We start from the raw sequence: 16,530 nt of genomic DNA, 5'->3' as shown, positions 1-16,530 counted from the left end.
CCCCGACCCTAGCCATACCCACATCGACGAGACCGCCCGAGCGCGGCCCCGCGCGGCCGACCGGAGGGGGCGGCTCCGCTCGGTTAGCCTGACCCCCATGCGCATCACGGGAAAGCTCGCCGCCGCCGCCCTCTCGGCGCTCTGCGTCGTCACGGTGGCGTCCTGCTCGAGCGACCCGGGGGGCTCCTCGGCAGGGCAGACGCAGCAGTCGCCGGCGCAGCGCCTCGCCGCCGCGAAGGCCAAGGTCGACGCCGCGCCGTCGGTGCACCTCACGCTGGCGAGCGCCGACGTGCCCCAGGGGGCGAGCGGCGTCGTGTCGGCCGACGGCTGGGGCAAGCACCCGCCGGCGTTCAAGGGCACTTTCAAGGTGACGCTCAAGGGCGTGCAGGCCGACGCCGAGATCACCTCGCTCGACGGCGACGTCTACGCCAAGCTGCCGCTCATCCCGGGCACCAACAAGATCGACCCCAAGGCCTTCGGACTGCCCGACCCCGCCGTGCTCTTCTCGCCCGACAAGGGCCTGACCACCCTGCTCACCGCGACGACGTCGCCGGTCGCGGGCGACCAGGTGCGCCGTGGCTCCGAGGTGCTCACGACGATCAAGGGCAGCGTGCCGGGCAAGGCGGTCACCGACCTCTTCCTCATCGGCGACCCCAACGGCACCTTCACGGCGACCTACGGCCTGACCGACGCCCAGGAGCTGAGGCAGGTCGTCATCACGGGGCCGTTCTTCGGGGCCGGCACGACCTCGACCTACACCCTGACTCTCGACCAGTACGGCAAGCCCGTCACGATCACCAAGCCCTGACCTGCCGGTGACCTCCAGCGCCCAGCCCGTCGGCACCCACCGCTTCGCGCTGCTCTCGGCGGCGTCCGCGGCCGTGGCCCTGGCCGCCGCCGACACCTACGTCGTCGTCCTCGCCCTGACCGACATGATGGCCGGGGTCGGCATCGGCATCGACGCGCTGCAGCGCGCGACGCCGATCATCTCCGGCTTCCTCCTGGGCTACATCGCCGTGCTGCCGCTCATCGGCCGCCTGTCCGACCTGCTCGACCGGCGCCGCATCCTGCTCGGCTGCCTCCTCGTCTTCGTCGTCGGCTCGGCCGTCACGGCGCTCGCCGTCGAGATGCCGGTGCTCGTCACGGGGCGCGTGCTCCAGGGCATCGGCGGCGGCGGGCTCGTGCCGGCGACGCTCGCGCTCGTCGCTGACCTGTGGCCGCCGCACCGGCGCGGCACGCCGCTCGGCGTCGTCGGTGCCGTGCAGGAGCTGGGCTCGGTGCTCGGGCCGGTGATCGGCGCGGTCGTGCTCGCATGGTCGGGTTGGCGGGCGATCTTCTGGCTCAACGTCGCTGCGGCCCTCGTGCTGTATGTCGTCATCCACCTCCTCGGCGCCCGCGGGCGCCCGTCGGGGTCGGCGCCCGAGCCCGCGCGGTCCCGCGGAGGGCGGGCCGTCCCGGTCGTGGCGGCGGTGCTGACCGTGCTCGGGCTGGGCGTCACCGGGCTCGCGCTCGCGGCGCCCGAGGCGCTCGTCACCGACGTGGCGCTCGGTGCGCCCTTCGTCCCGTTCGGCGGCACGTCGCGGGTGCTGACCCCGATCGGCGTGGTGGGCCTCGGGCTGCTGCTCGTCGTCGTGGTGCTGACCGCCCCTCGCTGGTGGGCCGTCCTGCGGCGCGCCGACCTCGTCGGGGCGGCACTCGTGGCCGTCGCCCTCGGCAGCCTCGTGCTGACCTTCGCGTCGTCCGACCCGGAGAAGGAGGTCGTCGGACCGCTCGGCTACAGCCTGCTGCCGGTCGGTGCCGTCGCCCTCATCGTGCTCGCGTGGTGGCACCGCCGCGCCGCCGACCCGCTCATCCCGCGTGGGGTCGTCGGGGCCCGCGGGCTGCGCGCGCTCGTCGTCAGCCTGCTCGTCGGCGCCGCGCTCGTGGCGGTCGTCGTCGACGTGCCCCTGCTCGCGCGCCTCACCGACACCTACGACGAGACCGGTGCCGCCCTCGTGCTGGTCCGCTTCCTGCTCGCCGTGCCCGTCGGCGCGCTCCTCGGCGGCTGGTCGCTGCGCCGCCTCGGCGACGGCGCCGTGGCCGGCGTCGGGCTCCTGCTCGCCGGCGGCGGCCTGGTCGTCATGTCGCGCTGGACCCTCGACTCGGTCAGCCAGACGCTGCCGGCCACGGTCGTGCTCGTCGTCGTCGGGCTCGGCATGGGCCTGGCCCTCGCGCCGGTCAACAACGCCGCGCTCGCGGACTCACCGGCCGACGCGCACGGGGTCGCGAGCTCGCTCGTCGTCGTCGCGCGCATGGTCGGGATGGTCGTCGGTCTCGCCCTGCTCACATCGATCGGGCTCAACCGCTACTTCGAGGCGGTGCGCCGCCTGCCGGACCAGCTCGACACCGATGCCCTCATCGGTGCCGGCGTCGTCCAGGTGCAGACGGTCTTCCTCGGCGGCGCGATCGCCGCCCTCGTCGGTGCCGCGGTGGCGTTCACCCTCGGCGTCAGCGGCCGGGTGACCGCGGCCGAGCCGGCCGACGCCGACGCGCCTCGCTTCGTCGCCCTCTGACCCACCCCTCGTCCCGGCAACACACCGAGCAGCGGGCAACCACTGCGGCTGTAGCCGTCACGGTTGGCGCCTGCTCGGTGTGTTGCGGGGTCGGGCCGCTCAGGCGGTCGAGGTGCCGGCGCGCATCTCGGCGAGCAGACCGCGCACCTCTTCGGCGAGGACGTCGGTGGCCTCCCACGGCAGCATGTGGCCGCTGCGGGCGATGTCGACGAAGGTCGCGTGCGGCAGGGCGACACGCAGCGCGCGCGCTCGCGTCACCGGCATGAGCGAGTCCAGGCGGCCGGCCACGATGGAGACCCGGACACGTTCGAGCGCGGGGAAGCCGGCGCGCTGGTCGACGCCGAGCAGCGCACCGTAGAAGGCAGCGAAGGTCGTCAGCTTGGTCGCGGCGACCTGCTCGCACGCGGCCTCGACGTCCGCCGGGTCGGCGCCGTCGCCGAAGAGACCGCGCACGAGGGCGCGGATCCGGCCGTTGCCGCCCGGGGGGCAGCGGCAGGCCCTTGGCGGCCAGGCGCATGACGGCCGCCTCGCCGGTGCGCTCGCCGAGGGCGACATGGGATGACGCCGTCGCGACGAGGAGCGCCGCCCGCACCCGGGAGCCGAAGAGGTCGGGCCGCTGCTCCGCGAGCGCCATGACCGTCATGCCGCCCATCGAGTGCCCGGCCAGCAGCACGGGGGACGACGGCGGCACGACGCTGCGCAGCACGACGTCGAGGTCGCGCCCGGTGTGCTCGACCGACACCGAGGCGATCTCGGTCCGGCGCAGCCCGATCGTCAAGCGTCCGTGCCCACGCTGGTCCCACAGCACGATCCGGACCGGCTCGCCGGCCAGCTTCTCGACGACCGGGAGCCAGCTCTCGTGGTTGACGGCCCACCCGTGGGCCAGCACGAGCGTCGGTGCGTCCGGCGGCAGCTCGGGGTCGACGTGGGTGTGGACGGACAGGATCGCCCCGTCGGGCGTGACGATGCCGCGGCGGTCGTGGCGCCTCACGCGTCGGACCCCGACGCCTCGCCGACCTGGAACACGACCGGGGCGTGGTCCGACGCGCCCTTGCCCTTGCGCTCCTCGCGGTCGATGGCGGCGCCGACGACGCGCTGGGCGAGGGCGGGGGAGCACAGCGCGAAGTCGATGCGCATGCCCTGGCGCTTCTGGAAGCGCAGCTGGGTGTAGTCCCAGTAGGTGAAGGTGCCCGGCTCGCTCGTGTGCGGGCGCACGACGTCGCTGTAGCCCGCGTCGACGACGGCCTGGAAAGCGGCCCGCTCGCCGGGCGAGGTGTGCGTGCGGCCCTCGTAGTAGGGCACGCTCCACACGTCGGCGTCGGTCGGTGCGATGTTCCAGTCGCCGAGCAGCGCGATCTGCGCGTCGGGGTCGTCGGCGAGCCAGCCCCGGCCGGCAGCCGCGAGGGCCTCGAGCCAGCTCAGCTTGTAGCCGAGGTGCGGGTCGTCGAGCGCCCGGCCGTTGGGCACGTAGAGGGACCACACGCGTACGCCGTTGCACAGCGCCCCGATGGCGCGGGCCTCGGGCGCGGCCGGCTCGCCCCAGCCGGGCTGGCCGTCGAAGCCGACGCGGACGTCCTCGAGGCCGACGCGCGAGACGACGGCGACGCCGTTCCACTGGCTGAGGCCGTGGTGGGCCACCTCGTAGCCGAGGGCCTCGAACCGCTCGAGGGGGAACTGGTCCTCGCGGGCCTTGGTCTCCTGGATCGCGAGCACGTCGACGTCGCTGCGCTCGAGCCAGGCGGCGACGCGGTCGATGCGGGACCGGATGGAGTTGACGTTCCAGGTGGCGATGCGCACAGTCGGCCACCCTAGACCGCCGCGCCGACGCCGTGTGCCTAGGGTGAGCCGCATGACTGCAGAGCGCGCGACGCGACCCATGGCCCTCGTCACGGGCGCCAGCGCCGGCATCGGCCACGAGTTCGCGCGGCAGCTCGCGGCCCGCGGGCACGACCTCGTGCTCGTCGCCCGCGACCGCGCGCGCCTCGACGCCGTGGCCGCAGAGCTGACGAGCAGGTATGCCGTGTCGGCCGAGGTGCTCGTCGCCGACCTCTCCGACCGGGCGGCGCTGCAGTCGGTCGCCGACCGGGTGGCCGACCCGAACCGGCCTGTCGACGTGGTCGTCAACAACGCCGGCTACGGCCAGCGCCGCAGCTTCCTGCGCAACGACGTCGCGGTCGAGGAGGCGGCGTTCGACGTGCTCACCCGTGCAGTGCTCGTGCTGTCCCACGCGGCCGGGGTCGCGATGCGCGAGCGCGGCCGCGGGCGCATCGTCAACGTCTCGTCGGTGGCGGGCTTCATCGCCTCGGGGTCCTACTCCGCCGCCAAGGCCTGGGTGACGACCTTCAGCGAGGGCCTCGCGAGCGAGCTCGCCGGCTCGGGCGTCACGGTGACGGCCCTGTGCCCCGGCTTCACCAACACCGAGTTCCAGCAGCGGGCCGGCATCAGCAAGCCCGGACCCGACTTCATGTGGCTCGACCCGACGAGGCTCGTCTCCGACTGCCTCGACGACGTCGGCAAGGGCCGGGTCCTGTCGGTGCCCGGCCTGCAGTACAAGGCGATCGTCGGCCTGCTGCGGGTCGTCCCGCGCTCGCTGGTGCGCAGCCGGGCGCGCCTCGTCCGCCGCTGACCGCGCCCTGACTGTGCCCTGACCGTGCCCGCGCCCTGACCGACCTGTCTGACCCGCGCCGCAGCAGGCGACCCCGGATGTCCCGCGCGGCCTTTGACTTCGAGTACTTGAAGTTCCTACCGTCGTAGGGGTGAGCGCACCGACGACCGGACACACCTACACGATCAAGGAGGCCGCGGCCCTGACCGGGCTGCCGGCCAGCACGCTGCGCTACTACGAGACCATCGGCGTCATCGCCCCCGTCAGCCGCGGCGCGAGCAGCGGCCACCGGGTCTACGACGAGAGCGACCTCGACCAGCTGATGTGGGTCGCGTGTCTCGCCGCGACCGGCATGTCCGTCGCCGACATGCGCAGCTACGTCGCCAACGGACCGCTCGGCGCCCAGCGGGCCGACGAGCAGATCCGGCTGCTCACCGAGCAGCAGCGCCGGCTCGCGGCAGAGGCAGAGCAGGTCGCCCTGCGCCAGCGCTACGTGCGGATCAAGGTCGACTACTGGCACGCGGTCGCCGCCGGTGACCCCGAGCGCGCCGAGCTGCTCTCGGAGCAGGCCCGGGCGCTCGCCGACGCCCTGAGGCGGGTCCGGCCGCAGTAGCCCCCGGCCCACAGCTCCACCCCGCAGTTCCACCCGCTGCTCCACCCGCTGCTCCACCCGCTGCTCCACCTGCTGCTCCGCCCTGCTGCTCCACCCCGGCGTGGCTCCCGCCGCCCTGCGCTGCGCCATGCCTCACCAGCACCCCCGCACACCGACCGAGGAGGACGAGCGTGCAGATCACCCGCAGCACCACCGAGACCGGCACCATCAAGGGACCGGCCGACTGGTTCACCGGCGACGTCTACATCGATGCCGTGGCCGCCGCCCCCGCCCCGTCGAGGCTCTCGGCCAACCTCGTGCACTTCATGCCCGGCGCCCGCACGCACTGGCACCGCCACCCCCTGAGCCAGACCGTCTTCGTCACCGAGGGCATCGGGCTCTGCCAGCGCCGCGGCGGCCCCGTCGAGGTCATCCGCCCCGGCGACCGCGTCCTCTTCGAGGCCGACGAGGAGCACTGGCACGGCGCGGCCCCGAACCGGCTCATGGTCCACCTCGCCGTCAACGAGGGCGACGAGGACCACGACGTCGTGCACTGGCTCGAGCCGGTGACCGACGAGGAGTACGCCGCGGCACCCGCCCAGGGCTGAGCCGCCTCCCCAGACCCACCTCCAGAAACGCACGACCCACCTCCCAGAAGGAGAACCCATGAAGGTCAACGCCTACGCCGCCCCCGCCGCCGGAGAGCCGCTGGCTCCCACCACGATCGAGCGCCGGGCCGTCGGCCCGAACGACGTCCTCATCGAGATCGAGTTCGCCGGCATCTGCCACTCCGACATCCACACGGTCAACGGGGACTGGGGCCCGCAGCCCTTCCCGGTCGTGCCGGGTCACGAGATCGTCGGCCGCGTCACGGAGGTCGGCGCCGACGTCAGCCGGCACTCGGTCGGTGACCGCGTCGGGGTCGGCTGCATGGTGAACTCGTGCGGCGAGTGCACCAACTGCCGCAACGGCGACGAGCAGTACTGCGCCCAGGGCATGGTCGGCACGTATGCCGCGACGGACCGCGACGGCACGACGACCCAGGGCGGCTACTCGACCCACGTCGTCGTCGACGCCGACTACGTCCTGACGGTCCCGGACGGCATCGACCCCGCCGCGGCGGCGCCGCTGCTGTGCGCCGGCATCACGACCTACGCGCCGCTGCGCAAGTGGGAGGCCGGCCCCGGCAAGAAGGTCGCGGTCGTCGGCCTCGGCGGTCTCGGCCACATGGCCGTCAAGATCGCGCACGCCCTCGGCGCCGAGGTGACCGTGCTGTCGCAGTCGCTGAAGAAGCAGGAGGACGGCCTGCGGCTCGGCGCCGACCACTACTTCGCGACGTCAGACCCGGGCGCCTTCGAGACGCTCGCCGGCCGTTTCGACCTCATCGTCAACACGGTGAGCGCGAAGATCGACCTCGACGCCTACCTCGGCCTGCTCGCCGTCGACGGGACGCTCGTCAACGTCGGTGCCCCGGCCGAGCCGCTCGACGTCAACGTCTTCTCGCTCATCGGCGGCCGTCGCTCGTTCGCCGGCTCGATGATCGGCGGCATCGCCCTGACCCAGGAGATGCTCGACTTCTGCGCCGAGCACCACATCGGTGCCGAGGTCGAGGTCATCCCGGCCGAGAAGGTCAACGAGGCCTACGAGCGCGTGCTCGCCTCCGACGTGCGCTACCGCTTCGTCATCGACGCCTCGACCCTGTCGTGAGCCACCCGGGCGTCCCACCGGTGCGCACACCGGTGGGACGCCCGGCGCCCGCGCCCTACGATGGAGCCTCGTGACCACCATCGACGCCTCCGCCGCCCGTGCCCGCCTGCTCGAGATCATCAAGGACAAGGCGATCGTCCACGGTCGCGTGACCCTGAGCTCCGGCAAGGAGGCCGACTACTACGTCGACCTGCGCCGCATCTCCCTCGACGGCGAGGCCGCCCCGCTCGTCGGGATCGTCATGCGTGAGCTGACCAAGGACCTGACGTATGCCGCCGTCGGTGGCCTGACGCTCGGCGCCGACCCCGTCGCGACCTCCATGCTGCACGCCGCCGCGGCCGCCGGGGAGCGCCTCGACGCGTTCGTCGTGCGCAAGGCCGGCAAGGCGCACGGCCTCCAGCAGCGCATCGAGGGCCCGTCCATCAAGGGCCGCCAGGTGCTCGTCGTCGAGGACACCACGACGACCGGCGCCTCGCCGCTCGCCGCCGTCGAGGCCGCTCGCGAGGACGGCGCCGAGGTCGTCGCCGTCGCGACGATCGCCGACCGGGCGACCGGCGCCGGCGACAAGATCACCGCCGAGGCCGGCGTGGAGTACCGCTACGCCTTCTCCCTCGAGGAGCTCGGGCTCGCCTGAGCCCCGCCCGGGCCGGCGCCGGTCTGGCCGACCGGAGAGAACGGCCCCACCTGCACGGGGTAGCCGGCGCGCAGGGCCTCGACCGACGACGGCGGCGTGATGACGCTCGCGGTCCCGGCGCGCGGCCGCTCGAGGGCGGACGCGGCATACGTGTTGTCGGGCTGCCAGGCGAGCAGGTCGTCGCCCCGGACGACGGCCGGACCCGACGCCAGCAGCACGAAGGTGGCGTCGGGGAGGTCACCCCACGCGTACGCGTGCAGCCGGCGGGTGCGTCGACGGGTGTCCCAGCGCTCCTCGTGGAGCAGGCGGTCGAGCCCTGTCGCCGGCAGGTGGGTCGTGCGGTGCGCGGCCGCGACGAGGTCGCGGAAGCGGGTGTAGTCGGCGCGACGGCACTCGGCGCACGGACGGTGGCCCGCGGCGAGGGCGGTCGCCTCGTCGAGGAAGAAGAGCGGGGTGTAGTGGCCGGGGTCCCACTGGCGCACCCTGCGCCCGCGGAAGTTGAGGGCGCACGTGATCCAGGCCCGGCCGACGTGGTGCCGGCGCACGTCGCGGCTGCCGGCCCCGTCGTGGAGGCGTCCGCGGTTGCCCATCCACGCACCGAGGCCCGGCGCGGCCACGACGTCGCCGAACGGGTCGACCCGGTTGCGCGCGGGACCGCTGGGAGCACTCACTCGAGCACCTCGAGGCGCACGTCGGCGGGGTCGCCCTCGCCGAGGCCCTCGGCCTGACGGACCGCCTTCTTGACCGGCAGCACGTAGGCGCCGCGCGAGGCGTCCGGGAAGACGGACGTCGTCCACGACGTGCCGCCGACGGTGGCGCGGACCCGGACCGACCCGAAGCCGCGGGGCGGCCTGGGGACCTCACGGATGCGCGCCGACGCGTCCGGTGCGACGGTCACGAAGAACCAGCCGGTCTGCGCCTCCCACCGCCAGAGGTCGGCGGTGAAGCGGAGGGTCGTCATGCACCCACCGTAGGGCTGGGCACCGACAGGAACCGGGAGAGCGGCGTCGTCGTCGCACCAGCGGCCCGGTCCGCACGTGCGTCGCCCGCACTAGGATCGGCACACTGACCGCCCTGCTCTCGGGAGAACCCATGATCATCGTCTGGATCCTGCTCGGCCTCGTCGTGCTCCTCGCCGTCGTGGGCGTCGTCATGTACAACGGCCTGATCGGCCTGCGCAACAAGGTCGAGGAGGGCTGGCGCCAGATCGACGTCGAGCTCAAGCGCCGCCACGACCTCATCCCCAACCTCGTCGAGACGGTCAAGGGCTACGCCTCCCACGAGCGAGGCACCCTCGAGGAGGTCATGCAGGCCCGGTCCGCGGCCATGTCCGGCGCGTCGACCCCGGCCGCCGCGGCCCAGGCCGAGGGCCAGCTGAGCCAGGCGCTCGGTCGCCTCATGGCCGTCGCCGAGGCCTACCCCGACCTCAAGGCCAACCAGAACTTCCTCGCCCTCCAGCAGGAGCTGACGAGCACCGAGGACCGCATCGCGAGCTCGCGTCGCTACTACAACGCGCTCGTGCGCGAGCTCAACACCAAGGTCGAGTCGGTGCCCTCGAACATCGTCGCCAACATGGCCGGCGTCAAGCGGGCCGAGTACTTCGAGGCCCCGGCCACCGAGGCCGTCGTCCCCAACGTCAGCTTCGGCGGCGACGCGGTCGGCGGCTCGGGCTCGCCGGCCGTCGCACCCTCGACCCAGCCCGGCGCCGTCGGCGGCCCGTCGACCCAGCCCGGCGCCGCGCCCGGCGCGCTCCCGCAGGCCCAGGCGCCCGGTGCGGCCCAGCCCGACCCGACCACCGACTCCGCTCCCGGGCAGGGCACGCCCAACGCCTGACCCGCCTGCGCGGCCGACGAGGGCCGTCATGGCAGCAGGACGCCCCCAGCCACCGCTCGGGGCGTCCTGCTGCGTGCCTCTCCGGCGTCTGGTTCAGTCTGGGGTGGATACATCGTCGCGTGTATCATCAACCGCATGATCACCGCGACGCCGACGCACGCGCTGGCCCGGTTCGGACACGCGCTCTCCGACGCCACGAGGGTGCGGGTCCTGCTGGCCCTCAAGGACGGCCCGGCCTACCCGGCGGACCTCGCCGAGACGCTGGGCGTCTCACGCCAGTCGCTGTCGAACCACCTGTCCTGCCTGCGCGGGTGCGGACTCGTCGTCGCCCGCCCCGAGGGCCGGCGGGCGCTGTACGAGCTGACCGACGCACAGATCGGCCACGCCCTCGGTGACCTCATCGACCTGGTCCTGGTGGTCGACCCGGACTGCTGCGGCGGTGTCTCCGTGGCCGGGGCCGCTCGCGAGGCGGTGCGACCGTGACGGCCCTGTCGCTGGGGCCGTCCCCCGCCCGACGGGCGATCCTGTCGCGGCGCATCCGGCTCTTCGTCGCGGCGACCATCACCTACAACGTGCTCGAGGCCGTCATCGCCCTGAGTGCGGGAGCAGCAGCCTCCTCCTCGGCGCTCCTGGGCTTCGGGCTCGACTCGGTGATCGAGGTGTCGTCGGCGGCCGTCGTGGCGTGGCAGTTCGCAGGCAGCGACCCGGAGGCGCGGGAGAAGCCAGCGCTGCGGGCCATCGCGTGCTCCTTCTTCGCCCTCGCCGCAGTCGTGACGGTCGACGCCGTGCGCAGCCTGGCCGGCGCCGGCGAGGCGCAGCACTCGATGGTCGGCCTCGTGCTCGCCGCGGTCAGCCTCGCGGTCATGCCGGTGCTGTCGTGGGCGCAACGACGTGCCGGACGCGAGCTCGGCTCGGCCTCGGCGGTCGCCGACTCGAAGCAGACTCTGCTGTGCACCTACCTGTCGGCGGTGCTCCTCGTCGGTCTCGCCGTGAACGCCTGGTTCGAGTGGTCATGGGCCGATCCGGTCGCGGCCCTGGGTATCGCCGCCATCGCTGCGCGCGAGGGACTCGACGCCTGGCGCGGAGACGCCTGCTGCGCCCCCAACGTCCCACGCGCCGATGTGCCGGCCGGACAGGGTGCCCCGCACCTCTCCTGCACCTCGTGCGGTCCGGGATGCAGCTGCTGCGCCGGCTGACCGCTCAGCCCTTGACGTAGGACAGCTTCTCGCTGACCTTGCCGTCTCGCAGGCGCACGACGTCGACGCCGCGGACGTGACCGGGCGAGCCGTCGGGGGCCACCCAGTCGAAGCGCCAGCGCAGCACGCCCCGGTCGCCCGCCACGAACGACTCCTCGGCCGTGAAGGCGGGGCTGCCTGTCTCGGTGAAGAGCGACTCCCACACCGAGCGCACGTCTGCCGCGCCCTCGTGGCGCATGCCGTCCGGCGCTGGCCCCGTGGCCTCGAAGACGCAGTCGTCGGTCATCAGCGCCATGATCGCCTCGACGTCGCCGCGCCCGAACGCCGCGACGAACTGCGCGAAGCCGGCGTGCGTCGGTCCCCAGGCCGCGTCCCGGCCGAAGCGCGCGAGCAGGTCGGTCTGTGGGTCGCCGCCGGACGGCATACGCGCTCCGACGGCCCCGCCGGAGCGGTAGGCGTCCTCCGTCCCGTCGAACCAGGCGGCCACGTCGGCGACGAGCGCGGGGTCGAGGTCGCGGGCGCGGCCGGTCGCGACGGCGAGGTCCCAGCCGTGCACGAGGTGGTCGGCGACGAGCTGGCGGACGTACTCGTCCATCGACTCCTCGCCGTAGGAGAGCTGCACGGCTCCGTGCGTGGGGAGCGTCTCGTCGACGACGCCCACCGCCTCGGTCGCCGCCGATGCGGCAGCGCCGCGCGGGTCCTCACCGAGGAGGTCGCCGTCGAGGCGCGAGCCCACGTCGGCGATGGTGCGTCCGTGCATCAGGGGAGCGGTCCAGAGGTCCTCGCCCGCGACGTGGTTGACGAGGTCACGCACCGTCCAGTCGCTGCACGGCGTCGGCAGGTCCCACTGGTCGTCGGCGACGCCGTGCACCTGCTGGACCCACCACTGCACGCTCCGGCGGTAGCTCTCGCCGAGGTCGGGGCCGGTCTGCCGGGCCCTGGTGCCTGTCTCCACGACGTCCTCCCATCACCCCTGCACCCACCAGTGTGCGCCGGTGGCGGGTGCGGCGTCACGGCATCGCCGCAAGTGGTGGGGTCGGGAGCAGTGGCTCAGGAGTGGCGGCTCAGGAGCGGCGGTCGGTGCCCGTCGCGTTCTCGGCGATGTCGCCCACGGCGTCGGCGGTCTCGGCGGCGATCGCCTTGGCCTCGCGACGGTGCTTGACGAACTCGTAGACCATCGGCAGGAGGGAGACGAGCACGACGAGGAGGATGGCGTACTCGATGTTCTTCGTCAGGCCGGGGAACGCCTGGCCGAGGAAGTAGCCGAGCAGGGTGACGCCGACGACCCACGCCACGGCGCCCACGGCGCTCCAGCCGAAGAAGCGCTGGCGGTGCATGCGGCCGATGCCGGCCACGACGGTGATGAAGGTGCGCACGATCGGCACGAAGCGGCCGAGCACGAGCGCGCGGTTGCCGTACTTGTCGAAGAACGCGTTGGTCTTGTCGAAGTTGGCGGTGTTGATGAACCGCCCCTGCCGCTTGTAGAGCGGCTTGCCCACCGCCCGGCCGATCTCGTAGCCGACGACGTTGCCGAGGAAGGCCGCGAGCGTCAGCGCCGCCATGGCGAGCCCGAGGTTGAGGTCGATCTGGCCCGTGGCGATGAAGAGGCCGACCGCGAAGAGCAGCGAGTCGCCGGGCAGGATCGGGAAGAGCAGACCGCACTCGACGAAGACGATGACCAGGGCGATGACGAAGAACGCCCCCTGGTACTGCTCCAGCAGGTAGGTGGGGTCCATCCACTTCGGGCCGAGGGCCGGAGCGACGGCCGGCAGGGCGGCGAGTAGGTGCATGGGTCACAGGGTATGCCGTGTGCCCGGGAACCCCTGAATCCTCGCTGTCCGTGGGCTGTGGGTGTCCAGCGGCTCCCCGGCGGGTCCGCAGCGCCTCCCCACCGGCCTCCCAGCCACTTCCCAGCGCAGGTCTCGAAGACGTATCGATCGTGGGGGCGTCCCTTCCGTCCGTGGGCCGGGCCGGGCCACCATGAGCTCAGGGAGCGCAGGAGGAGGCCGGCGACGCGCCGGGACCTCGGGGTCGCCCCCGCTCCGGCGGGCGCGACGGCGGACGTGCCGTCCTCCTCCTGGTCCTCCCGCGGTCCACCTGTCCTCGCCTCGGGTCCTCGCCTCCGTAGACTTCGGCGCGTGGAACCAGAGGTGGGCGTCGGACCGTGGCCGGGCCCCTGGCCCGACGGCGACCACTGGGACCCCGAGCTGCTCGAGCACGGTGACCGGCGCAACGTCGTCGACGCGTACCGCTACTGGCGGCACGACGCGATCGTCGCCGACCTCGACACCCGGCGGCACGACTTCCACGTCGCCGTCGAGAACTGGGGCCACGACTTCAACATCGGCTCGGTCATCCGCACGGCCAACGCCATGGGCGCGCAGGCCTTCCACATCGTCGGCAGGCGCCGGTGGAACCGCCGCGGGGCGATGGTCACCGACCGCTACCAGCACGAGCACCACCACCCGGACGCCGCGGCGCTCGCGGCCTGGGCGGCTGCCGAGGGACTGGTCGTCATCGGCATCGACAACCTGCCCGGCTCGGTGCCGCTCGAGACCTTCGACCTGCCGCGCCGGTGCGTCCTCGTCTTCGGGCAGGAGGGGCCGGGCCTCTCGGAGCCGATGCGCGCCGAGTGCGCTGCCGTGCTGCACATCGAGCAGTTCGGCTCGACCCGCTCGATCAACGCCGGAGCGGCCGCGGCGGTGGCGATGCACGCGTGGGTGCGTCGGCACGTGTTCGACCAGCACGTCTAGCCGGTCGCCGGCCGCCGGTCGCCGGCCGCTGGCTCAGCCCTGCGGGTCGCGGCCCCGCCAGCGCAGCGGCTCCTCGGCATACTCCTCCGCGACGTGCGCGGCGACGCCGACGGTGCGGGCCACCTGGAAGACGACCTCGCCGGACTCGGCAGGCAGGCCCAACGCGTGCAGCACGGCCGCGCTCGCGAGGTCGATGTTGGGCAGCGCGCCGGTGCGCTCGGCGACGAGAGCGGCGAGGCTCTCGACGCGGCGCCGCAGCCGGGTGGTGCCGCGTCGGCGCCACAGGGCTTCGAGGACGACGTCGGCGCGCGGGTCGCCGTCGGGGTAGAGGAAGTGGCCGAAGCCGGCCACCGCACCACGCTCGCGCAGCGAGCGCGCGACGAGGACAGCCGGGTCGACGCCGTCCGTGAGCAGGGCGTGGGCGGCGACCGGCGCCGCACCGTGGAGCGGCCCGGCCATCGCGGCATACGCGGCGCAGAGGCAGTCGTGGAGTCCCGCGCGCGTCGAGGCGGTGACGCGGGCCGCCACCGTCGAGGCCGTCAGGCCGTGGTCGAGGAGGGCGACGAGCAGGACCCGGAGCGCCGCGACGTCGGCGCGTGCCGAGGGTGACCCGCCCAGTGCCGCCAGCGCGAGCGCCGCCAGGTCCGACTGGCCCTGACCCCCGGCGAGCAGCGTCAACGCAGCGCGCAGCGTCGGCACGGCCGCGGCCCTGACCCGTGCGGGGTCGGTGTCGGACGCGAACGGGTCGGCCGCGGCGAGCAGCTGCACCGCGACCGGCATCCGGCGCTCGAGCGGCAGGCTCGAGAGGTCGACACCGGCCGGCACCGAGGGGTCCGGGCCCGGAACTCCCTGCGCCACAGCGGATCCCAGCACGATGGCAGCCGCCTCCTCGAGCGACCCGAGGGACACGACCTCCGACAGGGGGTGCCCGCGATAGAGCAGGTCGCCCTCGGTCTGGCTGCTCACCGACGTCGCGATGCTGCGGAAGCGCAGGACCGGCTGCGGACCTCCCGGCGGCCGGGTGGCCGAAGCCATGGCGTCGATCTGGGCGCGGTCGAAGAGGCTCTCCTGCTGGCCGGGTCGGCGCTCGCTGCGGAGCAGCCCACGGCTGACGTAGGCGTAGAGGGTCGCGCGCTTGACGCCGAGCCGCTGGGCAGCCTCCGTCGTCGTGATCCACGTGCCTGACGTCATCGCCATGTCGCCTCCGGGTTGATCGGGTCAACAGTTGACGCGATCAACATTGACGGTGTTGATCAACATCGCTGAGAGTGACGAGTGAACCCGAGAGGAGCACCCCATGTCCACCAACCCCACCGGTTTCATCACCGTCCCGAAGGGCCTGGCCAAGGTCGTCGTCACCGACACCGAGCTCGGCGACGTCCGCGGCGACGAGGGCTTCTTCCACTACCGGCAGTACTCCGCCGTCGAGCTGGCCGAGAAGGTCGGCTTCGAGCAGGCCTGGCACCTGCTCGAGCGCGGCCACCTCCCGGACGCCGACGAGCTCGCGACGTTCACGGCCGAGATCGGCCGGCTGCGCGTCCTTCCGGCCGCGCTAGCCGACCTGCTGCCGGCCATCTGCGCGACGACGACCGACTCGCTCCAGGTGCTGCGCACGGCACTGTCGGCGTGGGGCGGCATCGCCGGCCTGCGGCCCCTCTACGACTGCGACGAGGACGAGAAGCTCGCCGCCGCGATGGCCTCGGTCGCGATCACGCCGACGATCCTGGCTGCGGCCCACCGGCTGCACCAGGGCCTCGAGCCCATCCCCGCGGACCCGAGCCTCGGCCACGCCGAGGACTACCTGCGCATGGTGACCGGACGGCTGCCCGCCGCGGGCGACGCCCGGGCCGTCGAGCAGTACCTCGTCGCGACGATGGACCACGGCTTCAACGCCTCGACCTTCACGGCCCGGGTCATCGCGAGCACCGGCGCCGACCTCGCGGCCTGCCTCGTCGGGGCCATCGGCTCGTTCTCCGGGCCGCTGCACGGAGGCGCCCCGAGCCGCGCGCTCGAGGCGCTCGACGAGATCGGCACGCTGGACCGGGCCGACGGCTGGGTGCGCGAGCGCATCGCGTCGGGCGCCCGGATCATGGGGTTCGGCCACGCCGTCTACCGCACCCGCGACCCGCGCTCGGAGATGCTCAAGACGGTCGCCCGCGGCTGGGACGACCCGCTCGTCGACCTCGCCGTCGGGGTGGAGGACGCCATCGAGCAGGCGCTGGCCGACCTCAAGCCCGGTCGCGAGCTGCACGCCAACGTCGAGTTCTACGCCGGCGTCGTCATGAAGCTGGCAGGGCTCGACCCGTCGATGTTCACGCCGACGTTCTGCGTCGCGCGGGTCGTCGGCTGGACGGCGAACGTCCTGGAGCAGAGCCGCGACCCGAAGATCATCCGGCCCGCCGCGCGCTACGTGGGACCGCCGCCGCCCCAGCCCGTGCCGACCGGCACGCGCACGCCGCTGCCGGCCTGAGTCGCCGCGCCCGGGAGAGGGCATCGAGCAGGCCCCGACGCATCCGGTTGCCGGGGCCTGCTCGGCGCGACCGGGGGAGCATCCGGTCGCTGGTTTCGTCGCCCGGAGCCCTCCGAACGTCACGTCCACGGTAGGGCAGATCCGACGCGTCGGGTCGACGTTCAGGTCAGAACTCGACAAGGTGGTGT

General features: G+C 73.5%; 19 protein-coding genes. 12 read left to right on the top strand and 7 right to left on the bottom strand.

Annotated features, from left to right (window positions below; genetic code table 11):
* Nucleotides 1-97: 97 nt before the first annotated feature.
* Nucleotides 98-808 carry an LppX_LprAFG lipoprotein gene (locus IEY30_RS14580; RefSeq protein ID WP_030199052.1) on the top strand — a complete coding sequence of 237 codons (711 nt, stop codon included), beginning with the start codon at nucleotides 98-100 and terminating at the stop codon, nucleotides 806-808.
* 7 nt (nucleotides 809-815) lie between these two features.
* A complete protein-coding gene (locus IEY30_RS14575; protein ID WP_043416854.1) occupies nucleotides 816-2,552 on the top strand; it encodes an MFS transporter in 1,737 nt (578 codons plus the stop codon).
* On the opposite strand, the gene IEY30_RS22275 is transcribed toward IEY30_RS14575, so the two are convergent.
* A complete protein-coding gene (locus tag IEY30_RS22275) occupies nucleotides 2,488-3,441 on the bottom strand; it encodes an alpha/beta hydrolase (RefSeq protein ID WP_373286725.1) in 954 nt (317 codons plus the stop codon). The genes IEY30_RS14575 and IEY30_RS22275 overlap by 65 nt on opposite strands.
* A 98-nt stretch (nucleotides 3,442-3,539) precedes the next feature.
* Entirely contained in the window at nucleotides 3,540-4,349 is an 810-nt protein-coding gene (locus tag IEY30_RS14565; protein ID WP_030199062.1) for an exodeoxyribonuclease III, read from the bottom strand.
* A 52-nt stretch (nucleotides 4,350-4,401) separates the two neighbouring features.
* Here IEY30_RS14565 and IEY30_RS14560 point away from each other — a divergent pair, with 52 nt between their 5' ends.
* From IEY30_RS14560 to pyrE, 5 genes are all read left to right on the top strand, one after another.
* A complete protein-coding gene (locus IEY30_RS14560; protein WP_030199066.1) occupies nucleotides 4,402-5,178 on the top strand; it encodes an SDR family NAD(P)-dependent oxidoreductase in 777 nt (258 codons plus the stop codon).
* Between the two features lie 130 nt (nucleotides 5,179-5,308).
* Nucleotides 5,309-5,770, top strand: a complete 462-nt coding sequence (locus IEY30_RS14555; protein ID WP_030199069.1) for a MerR family transcriptional regulator — start codon at nucleotides 5,309-5,311, stop codon at nucleotides 5,768-5,770.
* Between the two features lie 170 nt (nucleotides 5,771-5,940).
* Complete coding sequence (locus IEY30_RS14550) at nucleotides 5,941-6,357, top strand: (R)-mandelonitrile lyase (protein WP_030199072.1); 417 nt, start codon at nucleotides 5,941-5,943, stop codon at nucleotides 6,355-6,357.
* Between the two features lie 58 nt (nucleotides 6,358-6,415).
* Complete coding sequence (locus IEY30_RS14545; protein WP_030199075.1) at nucleotides 6,416-7,456, top strand: NAD(P)-dependent alcohol dehydrogenase; 1,041 nt, start codon at nucleotides 6,416-6,418, stop codon at nucleotides 7,454-7,456.
* A 70-nt stretch (nucleotides 7,457-7,526) separates the two neighbouring features.
* Nucleotides 7,527-8,090, top strand: a complete 564-nt coding sequence (gene pyrE / locus IEY30_RS14540; protein WP_188960151.1) for an orotate phosphoribosyltransferase — start codon at nucleotides 7,527-7,529, stop codon at nucleotides 8,088-8,090.
* Here the strand turns inward: pyrE and IEY30_RS14535 are convergent.
* Both IEY30_RS14535 and IEY30_RS14530 read right to left on the bottom strand, forming a co-directional pair.
* Complete coding sequence (locus tag IEY30_RS14535; protein WP_188960150.1) at nucleotides 8,054-8,761, bottom strand: hypothetical protein; 708 nt, start codon at nucleotides 8,759-8,761, stop codon at nucleotides 8,054-8,056. The two genes, pyrE and IEY30_RS14535, sit on opposite strands and share 37 nt — an antisense overlap.
* Nucleotides 8,758-9,051, bottom strand: a complete 294-nt coding sequence (locus IEY30_RS14530; protein ID WP_030199086.1) for a DUF1905 domain-containing protein — start codon at nucleotides 9,049-9,051, stop codon at nucleotides 8,758-8,760. The genes IEY30_RS14535 and IEY30_RS14530 overlap by 4 nt, the downstream gene beginning before the upstream one ends.
* A 131-nt stretch (nucleotides 9,052-9,182) precedes the next feature.
* Here IEY30_RS14530 and IEY30_RS14525 point away from each other — a divergent pair, with 131 nt between their 5' ends.
* The 3 genes from IEY30_RS14525 (at nucleotide 9,183) to IEY30_RS14515 (ending at nucleotide 11,119) form a co-directional block, all read left to right on the top strand.
* Nucleotides 9,183-9,923 (top strand): LemA family protein, encoded by a 741-nt coding sequence (locus IEY30_RS14525; RefSeq protein WP_043416858.1) that lies wholly within the window; start codon nucleotides 9,183-9,185, stop codon nucleotides 9,921-9,923.
* Between the two features lie 135 nt (nucleotides 9,924-10,058).
* Nucleotides 10,059-10,406 (top strand): ArsR/SmtB family transcription factor, encoded by a 348-nt coding sequence (locus tag IEY30_RS14520; RefSeq protein ID WP_030199092.1) that lies wholly within the window; start codon nucleotides 10,059-10,061, stop codon nucleotides 10,404-10,406.
* Nucleotides 10,403-11,119, top strand: coding sequence for a cation efflux transmembrane domain-containing protein (locus IEY30_RS14515; protein WP_043416859.1), 717 nt, complete (start codon nucleotides 10,403-10,405; stop codon nucleotides 11,117-11,119). The genes IEY30_RS14520 and IEY30_RS14515 overlap by 4 nt, the downstream gene beginning before the upstream one ends.
* Before the next feature lie 4 nt (nucleotides 11,120-11,123).
* Here IEY30_RS14515 and IEY30_RS14510 read toward each other — a convergent pair whose 3' ends face one another.
* Together IEY30_RS14510 and IEY30_RS14505 are read right to left on the bottom strand one after the other, a co-directional pair.
* Nucleotides 11,124-12,074: a TIGR03086 family metal-binding protein gene (locus IEY30_RS14510; RefSeq protein WP_030199097.1), complete on the bottom strand. Its 951-nt coding sequence runs from the start codon at nucleotides 12,072-12,074 to the stop codon at nucleotides 11,124-11,126.
* A gap of 109 nt (nucleotides 12,075-12,183) precedes the next feature.
* On the bottom strand, nucleotides 12,184-12,909 hold the full coding sequence (locus IEY30_RS14505) for a DedA family protein (protein WP_030199101.1): 726 nt from the start codon (nucleotides 12,907-12,909) through the stop codon (nucleotides 12,184-12,186).
* 348 nt (nucleotides 12,910-13,257) lie between these two features.
* On the opposite strand from IEY30_RS14505, the gene IEY30_RS14500 reads away from it, so the two are divergent.
* Nucleotides 13,258-13,872 (top strand): TrmH family RNA methyltransferase, encoded by a 615-nt coding sequence (locus IEY30_RS14500; RefSeq protein ID WP_030199103.1) that lies wholly within the window; start codon nucleotides 13,258-13,260, stop codon nucleotides 13,870-13,872.
* A 33-nt stretch (nucleotides 13,873-13,905) separates the two neighbouring features.
* On the opposite strand, the gene IEY30_RS14495 is transcribed toward IEY30_RS14500, so the two are convergent.
* Nucleotides 13,906-15,069, bottom strand: coding sequence for a citrate synthase (locus tag IEY30_RS14495; RefSeq protein ID WP_229675014.1), 1,164 nt, complete (start codon nucleotides 15,067-15,069; stop codon nucleotides 13,906-13,908).
* A gap of 100 nt (nucleotides 15,070-15,169) precedes the next feature.
* On the opposite strand from IEY30_RS14495, the gene IEY30_RS14490 reads away from it, so the two are divergent.
* Nucleotides 15,170-16,342, top strand: coding sequence for a citrate/2-methylcitrate synthase (locus tag IEY30_RS14490; protein ID WP_030199110.1), 1,173 nt, complete (start codon nucleotides 15,170-15,172; stop codon nucleotides 16,340-16,342).
* Nucleotides 16,343-16,530: the final 188 nt, after the last annotated feature.

The sequence above is a fragment of the Terrabacter tumescens genome (assembly GCF_014646815.1).
Taxonomy (GTDB): domain Bacteria; phylum Actinomycetota; class Actinomycetes; order Actinomycetales; family Dermatophilaceae; genus Terrabacter; species Terrabacter tumescens.
The sequence above is the reverse complement of the archived record's forward strand: the minus strand, read 5'-3'. Positions and strand labels throughout refer to the sequence as shown.